The 16696-nt window shown below is 52.2% G+C and carries 10 protein-coding genes; all 10 read left to right on the top strand.

Going from position 1 to position 16696, the window contains the following annotated elements; all coding sequences use genetic code 11:
* Positions 1–40 precede the first annotated feature (40 nt).
* The 10 genes from AB4Z29_RS11710 to AB4Z29_RS11665 all read left to right on the top strand — a co-directional run bounded on the left by AB4Z29_RS11710 (position 41) and on the right by AB4Z29_RS11665 (position 16668).
* Positions 41–1585 carry an extracellular solute-binding protein gene (locus tag AB4Z29_RS11710; RefSeq protein ID WP_441943230.1) on the top strand — a complete coding sequence of 515 codons (1545 nt, stop codon included), beginning with the start codon at positions 41–43 and terminating at the stop codon, positions 1583–1585.
* A gap of 53 nt (positions 1586–1638) precedes the next feature.
* Positions 1639–2997: a Gfo/Idh/MocA family protein gene (locus AB4Z29_RS11705; protein WP_441943229.1), complete on the top strand. Its 1359-nt coding sequence runs from the start codon at positions 1639–1641 to the stop codon at positions 2995–2997.
* Positions 2997–5180: a glycoside hydrolase family 88/105 protein gene (locus AB4Z29_RS11700; protein WP_441943228.1), complete on the top strand. Its 2184-nt coding sequence runs from the start codon at positions 2997–2999 to the stop codon at positions 5178–5180. The genes AB4Z29_RS11705 and AB4Z29_RS11700 overlap by 1 nt, the downstream gene beginning before the upstream one ends.
* Positions 5181–5278: 98 nt before the next feature.
* Positions 5279–7558, top strand: a complete 2280-nt coding sequence (locus AB4Z29_RS11695) for an AraC family transcriptional regulator (RefSeq protein ID WP_441943227.1) — start codon at positions 5279–5281, stop codon at positions 7556–7558.
* A 45-nt stretch (positions 7559–7603) separates the two neighbouring features.
* Complete coding sequence (locus tag AB4Z29_RS11690) at positions 7604–9679, top strand: glycoside hydrolase family 65 (protein WP_441943226.1); 2076 nt, start codon at positions 7604–7606, stop codon at positions 9677–9679.
* Between the two features lie 36 nt (positions 9680–9715).
* Positions 9716–10858: an oligogalacturonate lyase family protein gene (locus AB4Z29_RS11685; RefSeq protein ID WP_441943225.1), complete on the top strand. Its 1143-nt coding sequence runs from the start codon at positions 9716–9718 to the stop codon at positions 10856–10858.
* A 19-nt stretch (positions 10859–10877) separates the two neighbouring features.
* The gene (locus AB4Z29_RS11680; protein ID WP_441943224.1) at positions 10878–12029 is read left to right on the top strand and encodes a glycoside hydrolase family 88/105 protein; all 1152 of its coding nucleotides are present in this window, start codon (positions 10878–10880) and stop codon (positions 12027–12029) included.
* Between the two features lie 41 nt (positions 12030–12070).
* Complete coding sequence (locus tag AB4Z29_RS11675) at positions 12071–14482, top strand: glycosyl hydrolase family 95 catalytic domain-containing protein (RefSeq protein WP_441943223.1); 2412 nt, start codon at positions 12071–12073, stop codon at positions 14480–14482.
* Positions 14483–14918: 436 nt separating this feature from the next.
* Positions 14919–15632: a response regulator transcription factor gene (locus AB4Z29_RS11670; RefSeq protein WP_441943298.1), complete on the top strand. Its 714-nt coding sequence runs from the start codon at positions 14919–14921 to the stop codon at positions 15630–15632.
* A complete protein-coding gene (locus AB4Z29_RS11665; RefSeq protein ID WP_441943222.1) occupies positions 15622–16668 on the top strand; it encodes a sensor histidine kinase in 1047 nt (348 codons plus the stop codon). Before AB4Z29_RS11670 ends, AB4Z29_RS11665 begins: the two co-directional genes overlap by 11 nt.
* The last annotated feature ends 28 nt before the right edge of the window (positions 16669–16696 follow it).

Genomic DNA, 16696 nt, shown 5'->3' with positions numbered 1-16696 from the left:
TTGATATATAGCTTTTATACAATTAAGGGGGACTGAACACATGATGAAACCTGTATTCGGAAAATCGGCCAGAATATCCGCATTGGCATCGCTGCTGGTCGTTTCGATCCTTAGCGGCTGCTCTAACAACGGTGAGAAGCCTGCGGCTACGGCCGATGGCACAGACAAGAACGAATCCGTTACGGTAAAAGTATTCAAAAGCCATATGGGCGTAGGAACCATTCCAGGCAAAGATAATGAGCATGTGAAATATGTGGAGGAGAAAACAGGTGTCGTATACGAACTGGTGACGACGGCACCCGGCTCGGAGCCGACGGAATTTCTGAACCTGATGATTGCCTCGGATGATTTGCCGGACATTCTCCGCCCGATTGGGGGCATCGAGCAGACGTTAATCAAGCAGGGCGGCGCTTTGGCGCTCGATGAATTGCTGCCGAAGTACGCGCCTAATGTATGGAAGAACATTCCCGAAGAAGCGTGGGATATCGTAAGATCTGCTTCCCCGGACGGCCATATTTACTATGTGCCTAAGGTGTTCCTCGTACCCGAGCGCGCGCCGATGATCCGTCAAGACTGGCTGGACAAGGTGGGACTGTCTGTTCCGAAAACAACAGAGGCGTATAAAGAGGTGCTGCGGGCATTCCGGGACAAGGATCCGAATGGGAATGGCAAAGCGGATGAGCTGCCTACCTCGGGACGTGAGTTTGGCAAGTGGATGGACCATCTGTTCGGCATGTATGGCGTCGCGATGTGGGAAGGCGTACCGGAATGGGATATCTATGAAGGAGAGATTCAATACGCAGGCGTTACGAAAAATATGAAGGCCGCTATTACTTATATTCGTGAGCTTTACGAAGAAAAGCTGCTCGATAACGAGACGTTCCTGAACAAAGGCGATGTCTGGCAGGCCAAAATCAACAACAATTTGGTCGGCAGCTGGTATCACCTACCGGCGAACCTCCGGGACCGCTATACGGCGATGCTCAAAGGAGCGCCTGATGCTTATGTCGTCGGCATGCCGATGCCGAAGGCAGAAGGCTTTGAAGGATTCGTTACACAGAAGAGCATGGGAGAACCGGAATGGATGATCCCGACTGTCGCAAAGGATAAAGCGGAATATTCGCTTAAGCTGCTCGATTTCTTCTACGATCAAAGCAATGACGAATTTATTCGTTTTGGTATCGAGGGGCAGCAGCATGAAGTCGTAAACGGCAAGAAGGTCGTGCTTCCGCCAGAGGACAGCCGTCCGATCGCGCTTGGCATGCGCAATCTGACGACGAAAGAAGATATGGACGTACGGATTGAGGAGACGATTCCGGAAGACATGCAGAAGATGGTTCAGGATGTTTTTGTTGTCAGCAGTGCCGACGCACGCCGCATCGCTGGCGATGGATTGCCGAATACGGTGTACGAAGGTTTCCCGGACATTCAATCACATAAGCTTTTCCAAGAGTATCTGACGAAAATCGTCATTGGCGAATGGCCGCTGGAGAAATTTGACGAGTTCGTTGACCGTTGGAATAAAGCTGGAGGAGAAGCCGTTACCAAGCGCGTCCAAGAATGGTATGCCAAAGTGAAGAAATAGGCACCCTGAGGCAGCCTTCATGATCGCGTAAATGCAAGAAAGGATGGGTTCAGATGAGAAAACGATACGCCATTTGCGGAGTGAGCGGACGTGCGCTGGGCATGTTCGCCAAGCCTATCCTGACCACTTTCGCTGGAAGCTGTGAGCTTGTTGGCCTGCTCGACCGCGATCCGATGCGCTTTGAGCTGTACCGCTCGAGATACCCGGAGCATGCCGATATAAGGACCTATGGCGAGAGCGAGTTCGATCGAATGGTTGATGAGACGAAGCCGGATGTGATCATCGTCGCGGGCCGCGACGACACGCATGCACAGTACTTGATTGCCGCGCTTGAACGCGATCTGGATGCCATTACGGAGAAACCGATGGTGACGACGGGAGCGGATAGCAGGTGCGTTACCGAAGCAGAGAAGGCGAGCAAAGGCTCTGTTATTGTGACATTCAATTACCGCTATGCTCCGATTCATACGAAGATCAAGGAGATTGTGCAGGAAGGGAAGCTCGGCAGAATAACGTCGATTGACTTGAACTGGTATTTGGATACGTATCATGGCTCTAGTTACTTCAAAAGGTGGAACCGGGACCGCGAGCTGTCAGGCGGCTTGTCCGTGCACAAGTGCACGCATCATTTTGATCTGGTTAACTGGTGGATTGATCAGAGGCCGGTTGAGGTGTTCGCCTTTGGCGCATTGAACTATTATGGCGCTGAGGCAGAGGCGAATCCGAAGAAGGAAGACGGACGCTTCTGCAGTACCTGCGCGTATACCGAGGATTGCTCGTATTATTCGCGGTGGAATGCCCGCAGCCGGAATCTGAACGTACCGGATGATCATCTTGGCTCTCTCGAAGCGGGGAAGACCTCGGCGTTTCCCTATTCGGATTATCGTCCGGATCGCTGTATTTTCGATTCGGAAATTGAAATTGAGGATACGTATACTGCGACCGTGAAATACAGCGGCGGCGCACTGCTCAGTTATTCCGTCAACTTTTCGCTGCCGTATGAAGGCTATCGACTCGCTATTAACGGGACGAAAGGAAGAATCGAGACGGTGGAATATCATATGCCGGGCAGAACCCCTTTCCCTACGCCAGTACAAACGATCGACTACTTTCCATTGTTTGGCTCGAAGGAAACGATACATGTCGTGCATCGGGAAGGCGGGCATGGCGGAGGCGATCCTCTGCTGCTTGAAGACTTGTTTATGGGTGAGGACCGCAGACGGCCGTTCCGAATTTTGTCGGGCGCCGTGGATGGCGCTTATTCGGTTGCGACGGGCGAAGCGGTATGGCGTTCGGTGAAGGAACATCGTCCGGTCACGATTGAGGAGGTTCTGGGCAGCGGTACCGATATATCTGGCAGCGAATCGCGACAAGGTCAAGAGAGCCTGAGCGGCCAGGGAGGCAGAGCGTAATGACAGCAAATCTAAGCCGGTATTTCGATCCGATGGAAAGCATTGCCTCGCAGACGGAGGGCAGCAGCATACCGCATGTGCTTAAGGTCATCGCGCAGCGGTATGTTGGCGACAATCCGCCGCATGAACCTGTGTACCGGGTGACGAGGACCAGCGCTATTCGCAAGGGAGCGGATCATTTATATGAATTTCCGCTGAGAAGTATGTTTAAGGATATGGAAGTCGGTCAGCGCGTTTACGCATGGGCAAAGCTTTGGATCGACCAGCCGCATGAGTTTATCTTCCATCTTCGCTGCTTCGGGCAAGTAAAGCTGTACCATAACGGGGATCAGCGCTTCGGATCGTCAACGGAGGAAGAGGAATCCGGCACAGCTGCGCTGCCGATAAAGCTGAAAATAAATCTGCTGCGGGGATGGAATCATTTTGTATTAGAGCTGGGAAAGGGCCGGGAAGGGAACGGCGGAGCAGCCTTCGGAACAGGCAGCCGTAAAAATAAACCGTACCACTTTCTGGCTCCATCGGTTGAGCGGGACGGGGAGGAAGGCTGGATCTATACGGCGCCGCTCGCCCAGCCGCTAAATCGCATCCCAGATACGAATCAGGCGGAGGCTGTCACCGGAGTGAAATGGCTGCCTGCAATAGAAGAAGGAAAAGGGCATCTGGATCTTCTATATGGGATGCAATCGGGCTATTCCGCTTATGCATGGACGACGCTTGCCAACCGTACCGCTTCGAAACACCGGGTAACGATCGCTGGAACGGCCTTCGGTCCTTTACGGTTCATATGGCAGGGGAAGGAGCTGCTCGCGGTTCAGCAGCCGGGAGACTTCTCCTTCGAGCTGGACGCAGACCCGGGGAGAGGTGACTTGATCGCTCAATGTTATTGCGATGGGCAAGGCTGGGGCTTTCAGCTTAGCGACCTTGCGAATCTTGAGGTCGAATTCGTAATCGGGCGACGCATACATGGCTATGACGGGAAGTGGCTGCAGTTAGGTCCGCTTTCTGCGGAAGCGAATATCGATCCGACTGATTATCTGGCGCTCGACAAGGCGGCGGCGGACCGGCACGTGAACGTCTTTTGGATGACGGATCAGCCTGGAGCGCATGTGCGACCATTTCTCGAAAATGAGCTGTACGGCCGGTGGAATTATCCGCTTGGCGTCACATTGTCCGGACTGCTGGGTACGAGCCGGCTTCTACAGCGCGAAGAGCTCGCTAATTACGTCGTTGGCCATGTTGAATTTGCGACAGCGACTTATGCCTACTCCCTTTGGGACCGCGAGCGGTTCGGAGCAGCAGGATTGAATAATCAGCTGTCGCATATCGATAGCCTTGATGATTGCGGGTCCTTCGGAGCACTGGCCATTATGGCTGAACGGCTCCGTCCGATTAAAGGATCGCGCGCGGTGGCCGATGATATTGCCCATTACATTATGAACGTACAGGATCGTATGGAGGACGGGGCTCTCTACCGCAAGGTCGGCGTCTCGCCAAGCATGCATAATACGATGTGGTGCGATGATATGTATATGAGCGTTCCGTTCCTGTGCAGGTATTCCGAGCTTACCGGCGATTCAAGCTACATCGACGAAGCCGCCATGCAGCTGCTGCTTTATAAGAAGTATCTGTATATGGCTGAGCAGCAGATCATGTCCCATGTGTACGATGTTAGGAGCGGCAAGCCTTCCCGGACGGCCTGGGGGAGGGGCAATGGCTGGGTGTTTTTCTCGTTGGCCGTATTGCTCGAAGCAATGCCGAATACGCATGCGAGCTATTCTTCCGTACTTGCTTTCTATAGGGAGCTGGCGGAAGGGTATCGCAGGCTGCAGGGCAAGCACGGCCTGTGGCATCAAGTATTGGTCGATTCGGAGTCATATGAGGAGTCCTCGTGCACCTCAATGTTCATATACGGATTTGCGCTTGGCGTCCGCCATGGCTGGCTTGAGGATCCGGGGCCGTACATTCGGACGGTCTTGGCTGGCTGGCAGGGATTATGCGAGCGGGCTGTCGACAAACGAGGAAATCTATACGGGGTTTGCAAGGGATCGAGCTGGTCAAACTCCCATGCTTACTATAAGCATGATTTAGGCTGGAATTTGAACGATACGCACGGCATCGGCATCGTGCTGCTTGCCGGCATCGAAACGCAGCAAATGAAAGAATGGTTGATAGAGAAGGCTTGAGCGGTTTCGGAGTGTGAGCAAGTAGATCAGGCTGAGTATGTTGCGAGGGCAGGTTCACGTTATAATGGAATGATCCTCGGCATAAGGTGGGATTTATCGTGACACAGTCTATCAAGAAATGGTTGAAATACAATCTGGCACATACCCAAGTTAGACTCGTGCTGATTTTAACCGTTTCTGTCTTTCTCATTATTCTGGCTGTAAGCCTGACCTCGTACAATACGTCGAAGTCGGTGATGCAGGAAGAGCTCAGCGAATTGCAGCGTCAGATGCTGAAGCTCGATATGAACGTAATCGACGAGTTGGTCAGCGAGAGCGACAAGGTCGCGATTCAAGTCGCCTTGAGCGATAATGTCTACAAGTTTTTGACTAGCATAGTACAGGGCTCCTACACGAATATTACGGAGGCATACCAATTTCTATCCACATTAATCAGCAATTCCAAGTATATCAAAAGTATTTATGTTTACGATCTTACGAAGGAGAGCTTCTTGGCAATCCCGCAAGGGTTCAGCTCCAATAAGCTGACGTTCGACGATTCCGGCTGGACCAGCGTAGCCTCTGAATTCGGAGAGAGGACGACGCTCATCAAGAAGCGAATGGTGCCTGAAGGGGCCGGAGCCAAGGGCTCGAGCATTACGCTGTTCCGTAAGATCATGATCCAAGGGGAGTTTAAAGGAATTGTCGCCGTCAATCTTAAAAACGAGGAATTATTCGCTAAGCTGAATCCGCCTATCATGAGCAATTTGAACCGAATGCGCTATATTATCGACGAGCAAGACGAACTGCTTTACTCCGTTTCGAACTACGACTTCAATCAAGACTCGGTAAGCCGCGCGATTGAGGCGCTCAGAGAGGACGAGGGCGGGGACATTATGATCCAGAATCGCCAATTGCTTATTAATCAGCTCGAATCGCCCGTGACAGGATGGCGGTATGTGTCCATTGTAGAGCAGGACAGCCTGCTGGCCAAGTCCAAACGGGTGGCAAAGGTGGTTCTGCTGGTTTCTATTGCGGCGCTCGGGCTTGGCGGAGCAACGATTTTTTATATTAATGCGGCGGCTTTCCGTCCGGTGCGCCGGCTGAAGCAGTTGTTTAGCAGGTTTGACCGCAAAACAAACGGTCCGGAAGGTATCGATCTGGAGAAGCTTGCCGGGGAACTGCTCACCAACCATGCGCATCTGTCACAGCTCGTCCGAGAGTCGATGTCCGAGGCCTCATCGAAGCTGCTTACTGATATTTATTCCGGCAATCTTATCGGAAAGCGGGATATTGAAGAGAAATGGAGCCGTTATTTCGGAGAATGGACGGCAGCGCCGGTTACGGTGGCTATTCTATCAATCGACCAATACGAAGAATGGTCGAGGACATTCACCGGCGGCGATCATTCGCTGTTGAAGTTCGCTTTGGCCAATATTGTGGCTGAGCTGTTCGAGCCGCAATGGCGAATTGTATGCGCTGATTTCGGAACGGATAAGACAGCCATTCTGCTGCAGCCGCGTGTAGAAGGGCTGCGATGCGAGAATAAACTCGCGGAATCGCTGGAGGTTGTATCGCGTTTATTGAAGTTCAGCATATCGGCGGGAATTGGCAACGCGCAGACGGATATTGCCAAACTGAAGCAAGTCATGCTGGAAGCGGAGAATGCGCTTACATACCGGTTATACCAAGGCTATGGACAAGTGATCACCTTCCAAGAGGTATCCGGGCATGAAGTGAATGAACCGCTGCAGCATGAAAGCATGTTGGATGAATTGATTGGCGCTATAGAAATGGGCAATGAGCCAGGATCCCTCGAAGCAGTCGGACGAATGATCGATCATATCCGCAGCCAATATGGGTATCCTTCCGCGGCCGTATCATTCCTGCAGTCGGCTATCGAGCGAATCGAGCAGATCCGCCCAGCCGCAGACGGCTCTGTAGGTCAATCTTATGTACGCTTCGACACGCTTCATCTGGATGCTATCAAAGGCGAGCTGGAGAGCCGGGTAATGATGCTGGCGCAGCGTTTCCGCCGATTGACCGAGAGCAAGGATTTCATCATGTGCCAGCGGATGATTGACTACTTGAAGCAGCATCTTAATGAGCCGATTGGCATACCGGAAATATCTGACGCGGTTGGCATTAGCAGCAGTCTAGCCAGCCAGCTGTTCAAACAAGAAACGGGCGAGACGATCTATAACTATTTGACCCGGCTTCGTATCGAACGAGCGAGTGAGCTGCTGCTGAAGACAGATGACCGCATCTCGGATATCGCGCTGATGGTCGGCTACCAGCATGAGAATAGCTTTATTCGCAGTTTCCGTAAATTCAAAGATATTACCCCGGGCAAGTACCGGGATATGATGAGAACCCGGATGGATTTTCCGTTCGAATAAGTAGAGGTTTGGCGGCCCCTGGGTTCTAATAAATAGGAGGAGCCAATGGACAGACGACAGATTGTGGAACGACATCAACCGGAGTTGAATAAATGGGACCCCGTGTCCCCGTTTTCCGTAGGCAATGGAGAGTTTGCGTTCAGCGCCGATATTACAGGCCTGCAGTCTTTTCCGAAGCAATATGAAGTGCCGCTCGGCACGCAGTCCAATTGGGGATGGCATTATTCAGGGGGACCTGAACTGTACACCGAGCATGATGCCGCGTACCAGACCTATGATACGTACGGCAGGCCGGTTGGATATGCCATGAAGCCGGGGGATAAGGCTGAGGCTTATAACTGGCTTCGCCAAAACCCTCATCGCCTTCAGCTTGGGCGTATTTCGTTTCGATTCTTAAACGAATCGGGTGAAGAAGCGCAAGCGGAGGATATTACGAATATTAGCCAAAAAATGAATCTATGGTCAGGTATATTGACAAGCGAATTCGCTGTGCGTGGAGAACCGGTTCATGTCATGACGGCTTGCCATCCGGCGATTGACGCCATTGGTGTAAGGGTCATTTCGCCGCTGATTAAGCAGGGAAGGCTGCAGGTGTTCATCCGTTTTCCTGCACCTGATATGACCTCTGCAACATGGTCCAAGGCCGTATTCCCGGATCTCGGCAATGACGGCAGGCATCAGTCGGAACTGAGTGAGTCAGGCATTAACGGGGCTAGTATTGTGAGAAGCATGGATGAGGATTCTTATAAGGTCAGCTGGTCTTGGAGCGCCGGGAGCCTTGAGCGAACCGGTGCGCACGAGTTCACGCTGCTGCCGGACGCGATAGGCGAATCACTGGAATTCTCGATCGGCTTCGGGCAGGAGTCGGCGCAGACAGCAGAAGTCGAGGATATTAAGGCCGCGAGCGAGCGTCACTGGGAGTCGTTCTGGATGAGCGGCGCGGCGATCGACTTCTCGGGAAGCGCTGATCCAAGAGCTTATGAGCTGGAGAGACGTGTCGTATTGTCCCAATTCTTGCTTGCGCTGCATAGCGGCGGATCGCTGCCGCCGCAAGAGACCGGACTGATGTACAACAGCTGGTTCGGCAAATCTCATCTGGAGATGCATTGGTGGCATGCGGCTCATTTTCCATTGTGGGGCAGAGAAAATTATTTGCTTAACAGCATGGATTGGTATGCGCGAATCCTGCCTGTGGCGCGTGAATTGGCGCAGTCTCAAGGCTATGAGGGGGCGCGTTGGCCCAAGATGGTAGGCTTCGACGGCAAGCCCTGCCCATCGCCGGTTGCAAACGGTCTAATTTGGCAGCAGCCGCATCCGATGACGCTCGCCGAGCTGTGTTATCAGGCTGATCCGTCGAGCGCTACGCTGGAGCGGTTCCGCAGCATCGTGTTCGAATCTGCTGATTTCATGGTATCCTTCGCCCACTGGAATGAAGAAAAGCGTGTTTATGATCTGGGACCTCCTCTTATTCCGGCGCAGGAATGCCATCCTATGGAGGGCAGCAAAAACCCGCCCTATGAGCTGGAATACTGGAAGTATGGTTTGGAAATTGCGATGCGCTGGGCGGAACGCATGCAGCAGCCCGCCAACCCGCTATGGGCAAAGGTTGCCGGTTCGTTAGCTGAGCCTCCGCAGGCGGAGGGCGTATATCTTGCCCATGAGCTGTGCCCGGAAACATTTCTGACGAAAAATCGCGACCATCCGTCCATGCTGGGGGCACTTGGCATTTTGCCAGGTACGCTGATCGACCGCAAGGTCATGCGGGATACGTTGCTGAAGGTGAAGGAAGTTTGGATCTGGGAATCGGCATGGGGCTGGGATTTCCCGATGTGCGCCATGACGGCAGCGAGACTTGGAGAACCAGATCTCGCCGTGGATTTCCTATTGCTGGATGCTTCCAAAAATACGTATTTAACTAATGGACATAATTATCAGCGCCCTGGCTTGTCCGCTTATCTGCCTGGCAATGGCGGTCTGCTGGCTGCCGTTGCCATGATGGCTTCCGGCTGGATGGAAAGCGATGGCGGAGAAGCAAAGGGGGACATGGCTGTCGATAATCCGGGCTTCCCGCAGGACGGAAGCTGGTCGGTGAAATGGGAAGGGCTGAAGCCCTGGCTGTAGAGGTTTCTAAGGATTTCATATTCAGGAGGCGAGAGCATGTCTGCAAAAGGAACAGTTTGGCCCTCGGAACGGAAGACGGAGACCGATCGGCTAACAGGCCTTGAAGTGACGCAATTAACCAATTATAAGGCACACAGCCATCATTTATATTTTACAGAAAACGGTTGGTACGACGGGGAAGAGCGGCTGCTGATGATCTCGGATAGGGGCAATAGCACGAACCTGTACAGCCTGCATGTGAAGAGCGGATTGATTACCCAGCTGACGGATTACAATAATGTTGATCAATTGGATGCCTGTCTATTGCCAGATGGAAGCGCGGCGTTTGTCAAGCTTGGCCGGTGCCTTATTCGTCTGGATCTAATATCGCTTGAAGAGAAGCTGATCTACGAAGCGCCGGAGGGCTACCTCCTTGGCAATGCAAATGCGACAGCCGACGGTCGATTCGTTATGACCTGCGTGCAAGAGGATCTGTCGCATCGTATTCGGCTTGATCTAGGCAACGGCTATGTCGGCCATCGGGAGCTGATGGAGGCCGCGCCCCACAGCATGATCATACGGGTTGATGCTCAGGCTGGGGGCGGAGAGAAGGTATATGAAGCAAACCGGTTCATTACCCATATTAATACATCTCCAAAAGAGCCATGGCTTATGACCTTCTGTCACGAAGGACCATGGCATCTGGTTGACCATCGGATTTGGGGGCTGGACCTGCGCACCGGCCAAGCTTGGAAAATCAGGGAGCGTCTGGAGGGCGGCGAGAAGGTCGGGCATGAATTTTTCTACCCCGACGGCGTGACGGTCGGCTATCACGGCTTCCGTGCGAACGGCACCAACTTTTTCGGCAGCATTCGTTATGACAATACGGGTATGGAAGAGACGGAGTTCGGCTTCGATACTTGGCACGGATACGCGGACGGATTGGGGCAGGCGATCGTGGATGGCAAAGGAGCGGTCAAGACGCTGAGCCTATGGCGCAAGATCGAAGGCTCGTATGAAGGCCCTCGCATCCTATGCGAGCTGCGCTGCAGTTTTCATTCGCAGAAGGTGCATGCCCACCCGCGCTTTAACGCGAACGGAAAGAAACTGCTGTTCACAAGCGATAAGAATGGCTATGGCAATTTATATCTAGTCGAGATTCCAGAAGATTTTACTTCTTTGCCGCTAATGGCAACGTAAACGAAGGAGGAGAAGCTTGATGAACGCTGCAACTGAAATCCTTAGCGCAGAACGCATATCCGTTAAGGTCGCCAGAACGATCCTGTCCCAAAGCAAGGATGGCTATCACCCGAATATTGCTAATAAATGGGGTTATGTGTCCGGTATGGCACTAACGGCGATAGGGCGGCTCGGAGATTGGACGGCTGAAACCGAATATCAAGCGACGGTAAAGCGGCATATGGACGTCTTCATCCAAGAGGACGGTTCCATTCGCGGCTACGCGCTGGAGGAATACAATCTGGACCATATTAACAAAGGAAAAAACCTGCTGAAATTATGGAGAGAGACTGGCGAATCCAAGTACGAGCATGCGGCTCGGCTTCTAATCACCCAATTGATCGGCCAGCCCCGTACGGATGAAGGAGGCTATTGGCATAAGAAAATATATCCCTTCCAAATGTGGCTGGATGGCCTGTACATGTCTTCGCCTTTCATGGCCGAGTTTGCCAGGACTTTTGGCGAGAGCGGTTGGTTTGACGAAGCGGCGCATCAACTGCTGCTGATCGAACGGCGAACGCGTGATCCTCAAACGGGATTGCTGCATCATGCTTGGGATGAGAGCAGGGAGCAGCAATGGTGCGATGGCAGCACGGGCCGCTCGCGGCATGTGTGGGGCCGGGCGATGGGCTGGTACGCCATGGCTCTCGTAGACTCGCTTGAGCATTTTCCCGTCCATCATCCGAAACGGGGCCAGCTGATGGGGATTTTCGAGCGGATGGCAAATGCGGTGCTGCGGGTACAGGATCAAGAGAGCGGCGTATGGTATCAGCTCATGGACTCCAACGGACGCCAAGGAAACTATTTGGAGTCGTCGGGCTCATGCATGCTGACTTATGCGCTCGTCAAGGGGATTCGACTCGGCTATTTGGCGGAGATTGACAGGCAGGCAGTGGAGCGCGCATATGAAGGCATTCTTGACCGCTTCGTAACCGAGGATGAGCAAGGGGTTCATCTTCATCATATTTGCAACGGAGCCGGCTTGGGCGGGCGCAAATACCGCGACGGCTCCTATGCCTATTATATGAGCGAGAAGGTCGTCAGCGATGTGCTTATGGGTGTTGCTCCGCTGCTGCTTGCGAGCGTGGAGATAGAGCGGCTTCGGGAGCAAGCGGATTCTGAAGTGATTTAACGAGACTTAGACGTTGATCAATCGAAGGAGGAAGGATAGGGATGCGGGAGCCAAAAGACAACCGAAGCGCCGATAAGCTTTTGATGAATTATCCCGCATCTTGGTGGCGGAACATGTGGCGCGAAGCGCTTCCCTCTGGAAATGGCGTAATCGGCGCATCCGTATTCGGAGGCGTCCAGGAGGAAACGGTGCTGCTTAATCATGCGCGCCTATGGCATTGGGGGAGCAAGGACGAGCTGCCGGATGTAAGCGGTACGCTGGTTCAAACCCGCAGGCTGATGGATGAAGAGCGTTATGCCGAGGCTAGCTGGCAGCTCGCGAATGCTTTAAAGGAGAGCGGGTACGGGACAAAGCTAGCTTCCAGATTTCCGCTTGCTGCGATCCGGCTTGTCATGCCGTGCGGCAGTGCCTTTCGCGGGTACAACCGAACGCTTGCGATGGACAGCGGAGAAGTATCGGTAGGCTGGACGGACGGATCAAGTGAGTACTGTCGAAGGCTGTTCGTGTCGCGTGCTGACGATACGGTTGTTTATGAGCTCGGAGGGTACGGGAATGCCCTTGTATCGGGTGAGCTTGGCCTTGTTCTTCACCCGAGCGACCGCTGGGCGGATACGCCTGAATTCAAGGAGCTTGAGCAGTCGATTGAAACCTGCGCTGCCGGCGCATATGCCTGGTTCGCTGGAACGAATGACGATGGAACGGATTATGGCGYGGTCATGCATGTCATTCAGGATGGCGGATGCATGGATGCGGAGGGAGACGTGATCCGGTTCGAGGGAGCGAGACGGTTGCTCGTGCTTGTGAAGCTGTTCGTCCTAGGCGAGCGGGCCAAGGACTGGGAGCGTCTGAAGAAGGAATTGGCCGGGCTTGCTGTTGATACCTCTTATGAAATCATGCTGGAGCGCCATCTCGTTCTGCACCGGCCTTTGTACCGCTCAGCCTCGCTCGAATTGGAGGATGCGGATGATGATATGCGTTCCAATGAGCGACTGCTGCTGGATGCGTATGAGGGGGAGGCGCCGCCCGCGCTTGTACGCAAGATGTGGGCATATGGCCGTTATTTGTTTTTGAGTGGAACTGCAGCTGCGGAAGAAGCGGAGCCCTTCGGGCTGTACGGCCTGTGGGGAGGAGATTATAGGTTGGTATGGAGCCACAACATGGCGAACGAGAACATTCAGATGATGTACTGGCATGCGCATGTTGGAGGTCTGAGCGAACTGGTCCCTTCCTTATTCCGTTACTATGAGGGATTGATGGATGATTTTCGTGAAAATGCGAGCAAGCTGTACGGCTGCAGCGGCATCTATATCCCGGCAGGCACTACGACGGGGATCGGTGTTCCTAATCAGATTGTGCCAGTCATCCTGAACTGGATCGGTGCGGCCGGCTGGCTGGCCCGCCACTATTATGAACATTTTCGTTTCACGGGAAATATTCAATTTCTGCGGGAGATGGCGCTGCCTTTCATGCTCGAGGCACTGAGGTTTTACGAGGACTTCCTAGTTATTGGCGAGGATGGTTTTTACAAAATGTATCCCTCCGTGTCCCCCGAGAATACTCCGCTCAATTTCATGCCGTCAGACGGCAAACCGCTGGCACATCCCATGCCTACGGCGATCAACGCGACGATGGATGTTGCCATATTGAAGGAGCTTCTGCAGCATGTAATAGAAGCGAACCGGAAGGCGGGCGGCAGTCCGGAAGCCGAGAAGGAATGGAGCCGAATGCTGACGCGGTTGCCGGCGTACCGGCTGAATAAGGACGGCGCGGTCAGCGAGTGGATTCATCCAGCTTTCGAGGATCGCTACGCACACCGTCATCTCTCGCATCTGTACCCGGTATTCCCAGGGCAGGAAGTAACAAAAGAGAGTGATCCGAACTTGTTCGGAGCGTTCGAAACGGCGGTGCAGCGCCGTGAAATCGGAGCCCAAAGCGGCTGGTCGCTGGCCCATATGGCGGCTATTTATGCGCGGCTGGGCGATGGAGACAGCTCCTTGGAGTGTTTGGATATGCTCGCGAGATCGAGTTTGATGCCCAATCTATTCACGCTCCATAATGACTGGCGGGGGATGGGCGTCTCGATGCAAATGCCTACGGCTCCGGTGCAATTGGACGCCAATATGGGATGGGTAAACGCCGTTCAGGAACAGCTGCTTCAAGTATCGGCCGAGCTTATAAAGTTGCTGCCGGCGCTGCCGGGACGTTGGAAGCGTGGGAAACTAGCCGATTGGAGGTTCCATACGGGCAAGGTAGCACTTGACTGGAATCGAGAAACGGGCTCGTTCAAAGCGGTGCTGACAGCCGATAGGGATACCGATACGATCGTCAAGCTGCCTGATTGGGCAGGAGCCTGCACGATTACCGGCGGATATGTTCAGACTTCTCCGCTTGGTCCAACTTACTTCATGGTGCGAATGAAGAGCGGAGCCCCGCCGGTTATCTTCGAATCTTGAAAGTAAATAATGATCGCATTTCAAAATAGGGTTATTGCACTTATGCTGCAAGGCAGCCATTCCATCTATGATGGAATGGCTGCCTTTTAAATTTTACAAGAGAGGACCGGAAGTGGTTGAGGGATTGACCGTGACGCTAGTGTTATGCTCAAACCTGCAGTCAGTGACGGAAGGGGGGATTTCAGACGCCTTGCTGCAAATAGACCAGCATCGAGTAAGATGGAAAAAAGGCGAACGGGAACGTATTATTGTACGCATGCATGGCTTTAAACTCCGGGTTTCCAACCAACCAAACGGTTATTATGAATATGAAACGGCGAAAGCGTTCCATGCTGACTCCGAACATAGCACTATGGACAGAAACAACTCTATTGAACTATGGTTAGATATGGCAATAAAAATGAATAATAGACATATTAAAAAAGAAGGTGAAGCCATGGACGCTGTTCGGATACTGATTGCCGACGATGACAAGGAAATAAGGGATTTGTTGAAGAAATATTTGGAACGAGAGCTTTATCAAGCAGATGTTGCGGAAGATGGAGAGCATGCCCTGCGCTTGTTTGACGCTAACAAATACAACCTTGTTATATTGGATATTATGATGCCACAGGTGGATGGGATCGAAGTATGCAGAAGATTGCGGAACAAATCTAATGTTCCTATATTGATGCTCACGGCCAGGGATCATGAAGTGGAGAAAATTTTGGGTTTAAGTATTGGCGCTGACGACTATATAACGAAGCCGTTCAGTATTAACGAGGTTGTCGCCAGAGTAAAGTCGCTTATGAGGCGATATCTGATCTTAGGGAGCGAACGGGCTGTCCAGGGTAATACAAAAATCACGTACAAAGGTTTCTCTATCGATCTCCGTCAATATACAGTTAATGTCAGCGGAAACGAGGTATCCCTTACGGCTAAGGAATTTGAGCTTCTTAAGTTCTTCGCTACTAATCCCGGACAGGTTTTTACCAAGACCCAGCTGTTTCGTCATGTATGGGATAGCAACTACATAGAAGACGACAACACGGTAATGGTGCATATCCGAAAACTGCGCAAGAAAATAGAAAAGGACCCTTCCAACCCTAGGCTCATTCAGACGGTCTGGGGGATCGGTTACAAATTTACGGGTGAAAAAGATGTATCTTAATAAGCTCATCGTGCTTCTTGCGGTTCAATTGATCATCATCGTTGGGATTGCTATCACGGTTACGAATCGCAACGGATCAGTTGTTACACAGTGGATTTTATTCGGTGTATTTTTTGTAGTTGTGGGCATTATTTTGGCCATGGTGCTGCGTTTCCGCATGAAATTGGTGCATATGTCCGCGGATTTAAAACGAGCGGTTGACGGTAACTTCAAGACCCGATTATTTGCAAAAGAAGATGCGATTTGGAATGAGGTTGTTTTTTCAATCAATGAAATCATCGATCAGCTGGAACAAGTTAAAATCGAATCAGTCAAATCGCAGTCGACGAGAGTAAGTCTGTTGTCCAGCATTTCACACGATATTCGAACGCCTCTCACCTCCATTATTGGCTATGTGGACGCATTGAAGGACGGCATTGCCGCTTCTGAACAAGAGAAACAGGAGTATATCGCGATTCTGTCGATAAAAGCTTCCGCGCTCAAGGAAATGATTGATGAGATTTTTATCATGGCCAAGCTCGATGCCGATGAGATACCTCGCAAAGAGGAAACTATCGATTTGGCCGAGCTGACCAGAGAACTGTTGATTGAGTTTCTACCGGAGCTGAAAAAGAATGGAATCGCCTTAGAAACGCAGATTTCGGATGTCAAATACTCCGTGCAGGCAGACCGAATGGGATTGATGAGAACGATCGGAAATATTGTAAAAAATGCTGTACAGTACGGGAAAGATGGGAAAGTGCTGGGTGTAGATTTACTAGAGTTGGACGATGAGTACAAATTGCTCATATGGGATCGGGGGCCGGGGATACCGGAAGAGGAGCTTGCGCATATATTTGAAAGAAGCTACAGAAGTGACAAGGCGAGAAGCTCGGTAAGCGGTGGAAGCGGTCTCGGGCTAGCGATAGCTAGGTCGCTAACGGAAAGAGAAGGCGGACGGATTGTTGTCCAAAGTAAGCCGTGGGAGAAAACGTCTTTCGGCGTATTTTTGCCGAGAGACGGCTTGAAAATTAAGAAACGATTAAAAAATAGATAAGAAGCTGTTAAAATCGTCTGTCTATAAT

Source organism: Paenibacillus sp. 2TAB23 (genome assembly GCF_052115165.1).
Taxonomy (GTDB): Bacteria; Bacillota; Bacilli; order Paenibacillales; family Paenibacillaceae; genus Pristimantibacillus.
This window is presented reverse-complemented; position numbering and strand designations above follow the sequence as displayed.

What these genes read in the sequence shown, in the direction of transcription:
- AB4Z29_RS11710 (WP_441943230.1), top strand. Translation starts at nt 41, where the DNA reads ATGATGAAACCTGTATTCGGAAAATCGGCCAGAATATCCGCATTGGCA.
- AB4Z29_RS11705 (WP_441943229.1), top strand. Translation starts at nt 1,639, where the DNA reads ATGAGAAAACGATACGCCATTTGCGGAGTGAGCGGACGTGCGCTGGGC.
- AB4Z29_RS11700 (WP_441943228.1), top strand. Translation starts at nt 2,997, where the DNA reads ATGACAGCAAATCTAAGCCGGTATTTCGATCCGATGGAAAGCATTGCC.
- AB4Z29_RS11690 (WP_441943226.1), top strand. Translation starts at nt 7,604, where the DNA reads ATGGACAGACGACAGATTGTGGAACGACATCAACCGGAGTTGAATAAA.
- AB4Z29_RS11685 (WP_441943225.1), top strand. Translation starts at nt 9,716, where the DNA reads ATGTCTGCAAAAGGAACAGTTTGGCCCTCGGAACGGAAGACGGAGACC.
- AB4Z29_RS11680 (WP_441943224.1), top strand. Translation starts at nt 10,878, where the DNA reads ATGAACGCTGCAACTGAAATCCTTAGCGCAGAACGCATATCCGTTAAG.
- AB4Z29_RS11670 (WP_441943298.1), top strand. Translation starts at nt 14,919, where the DNA reads ATGGACGCTGTTCGGATACTGATTGCCGACGATGACAAGGAAATAAGG.
- AB4Z29_RS11665 (WP_441943222.1), top strand. Translation starts at nt 15,622, where the DNA reads ATGTATCTTAATAAGCTCATCGTGCTTCTTGCGGTTCAATTGATCATC.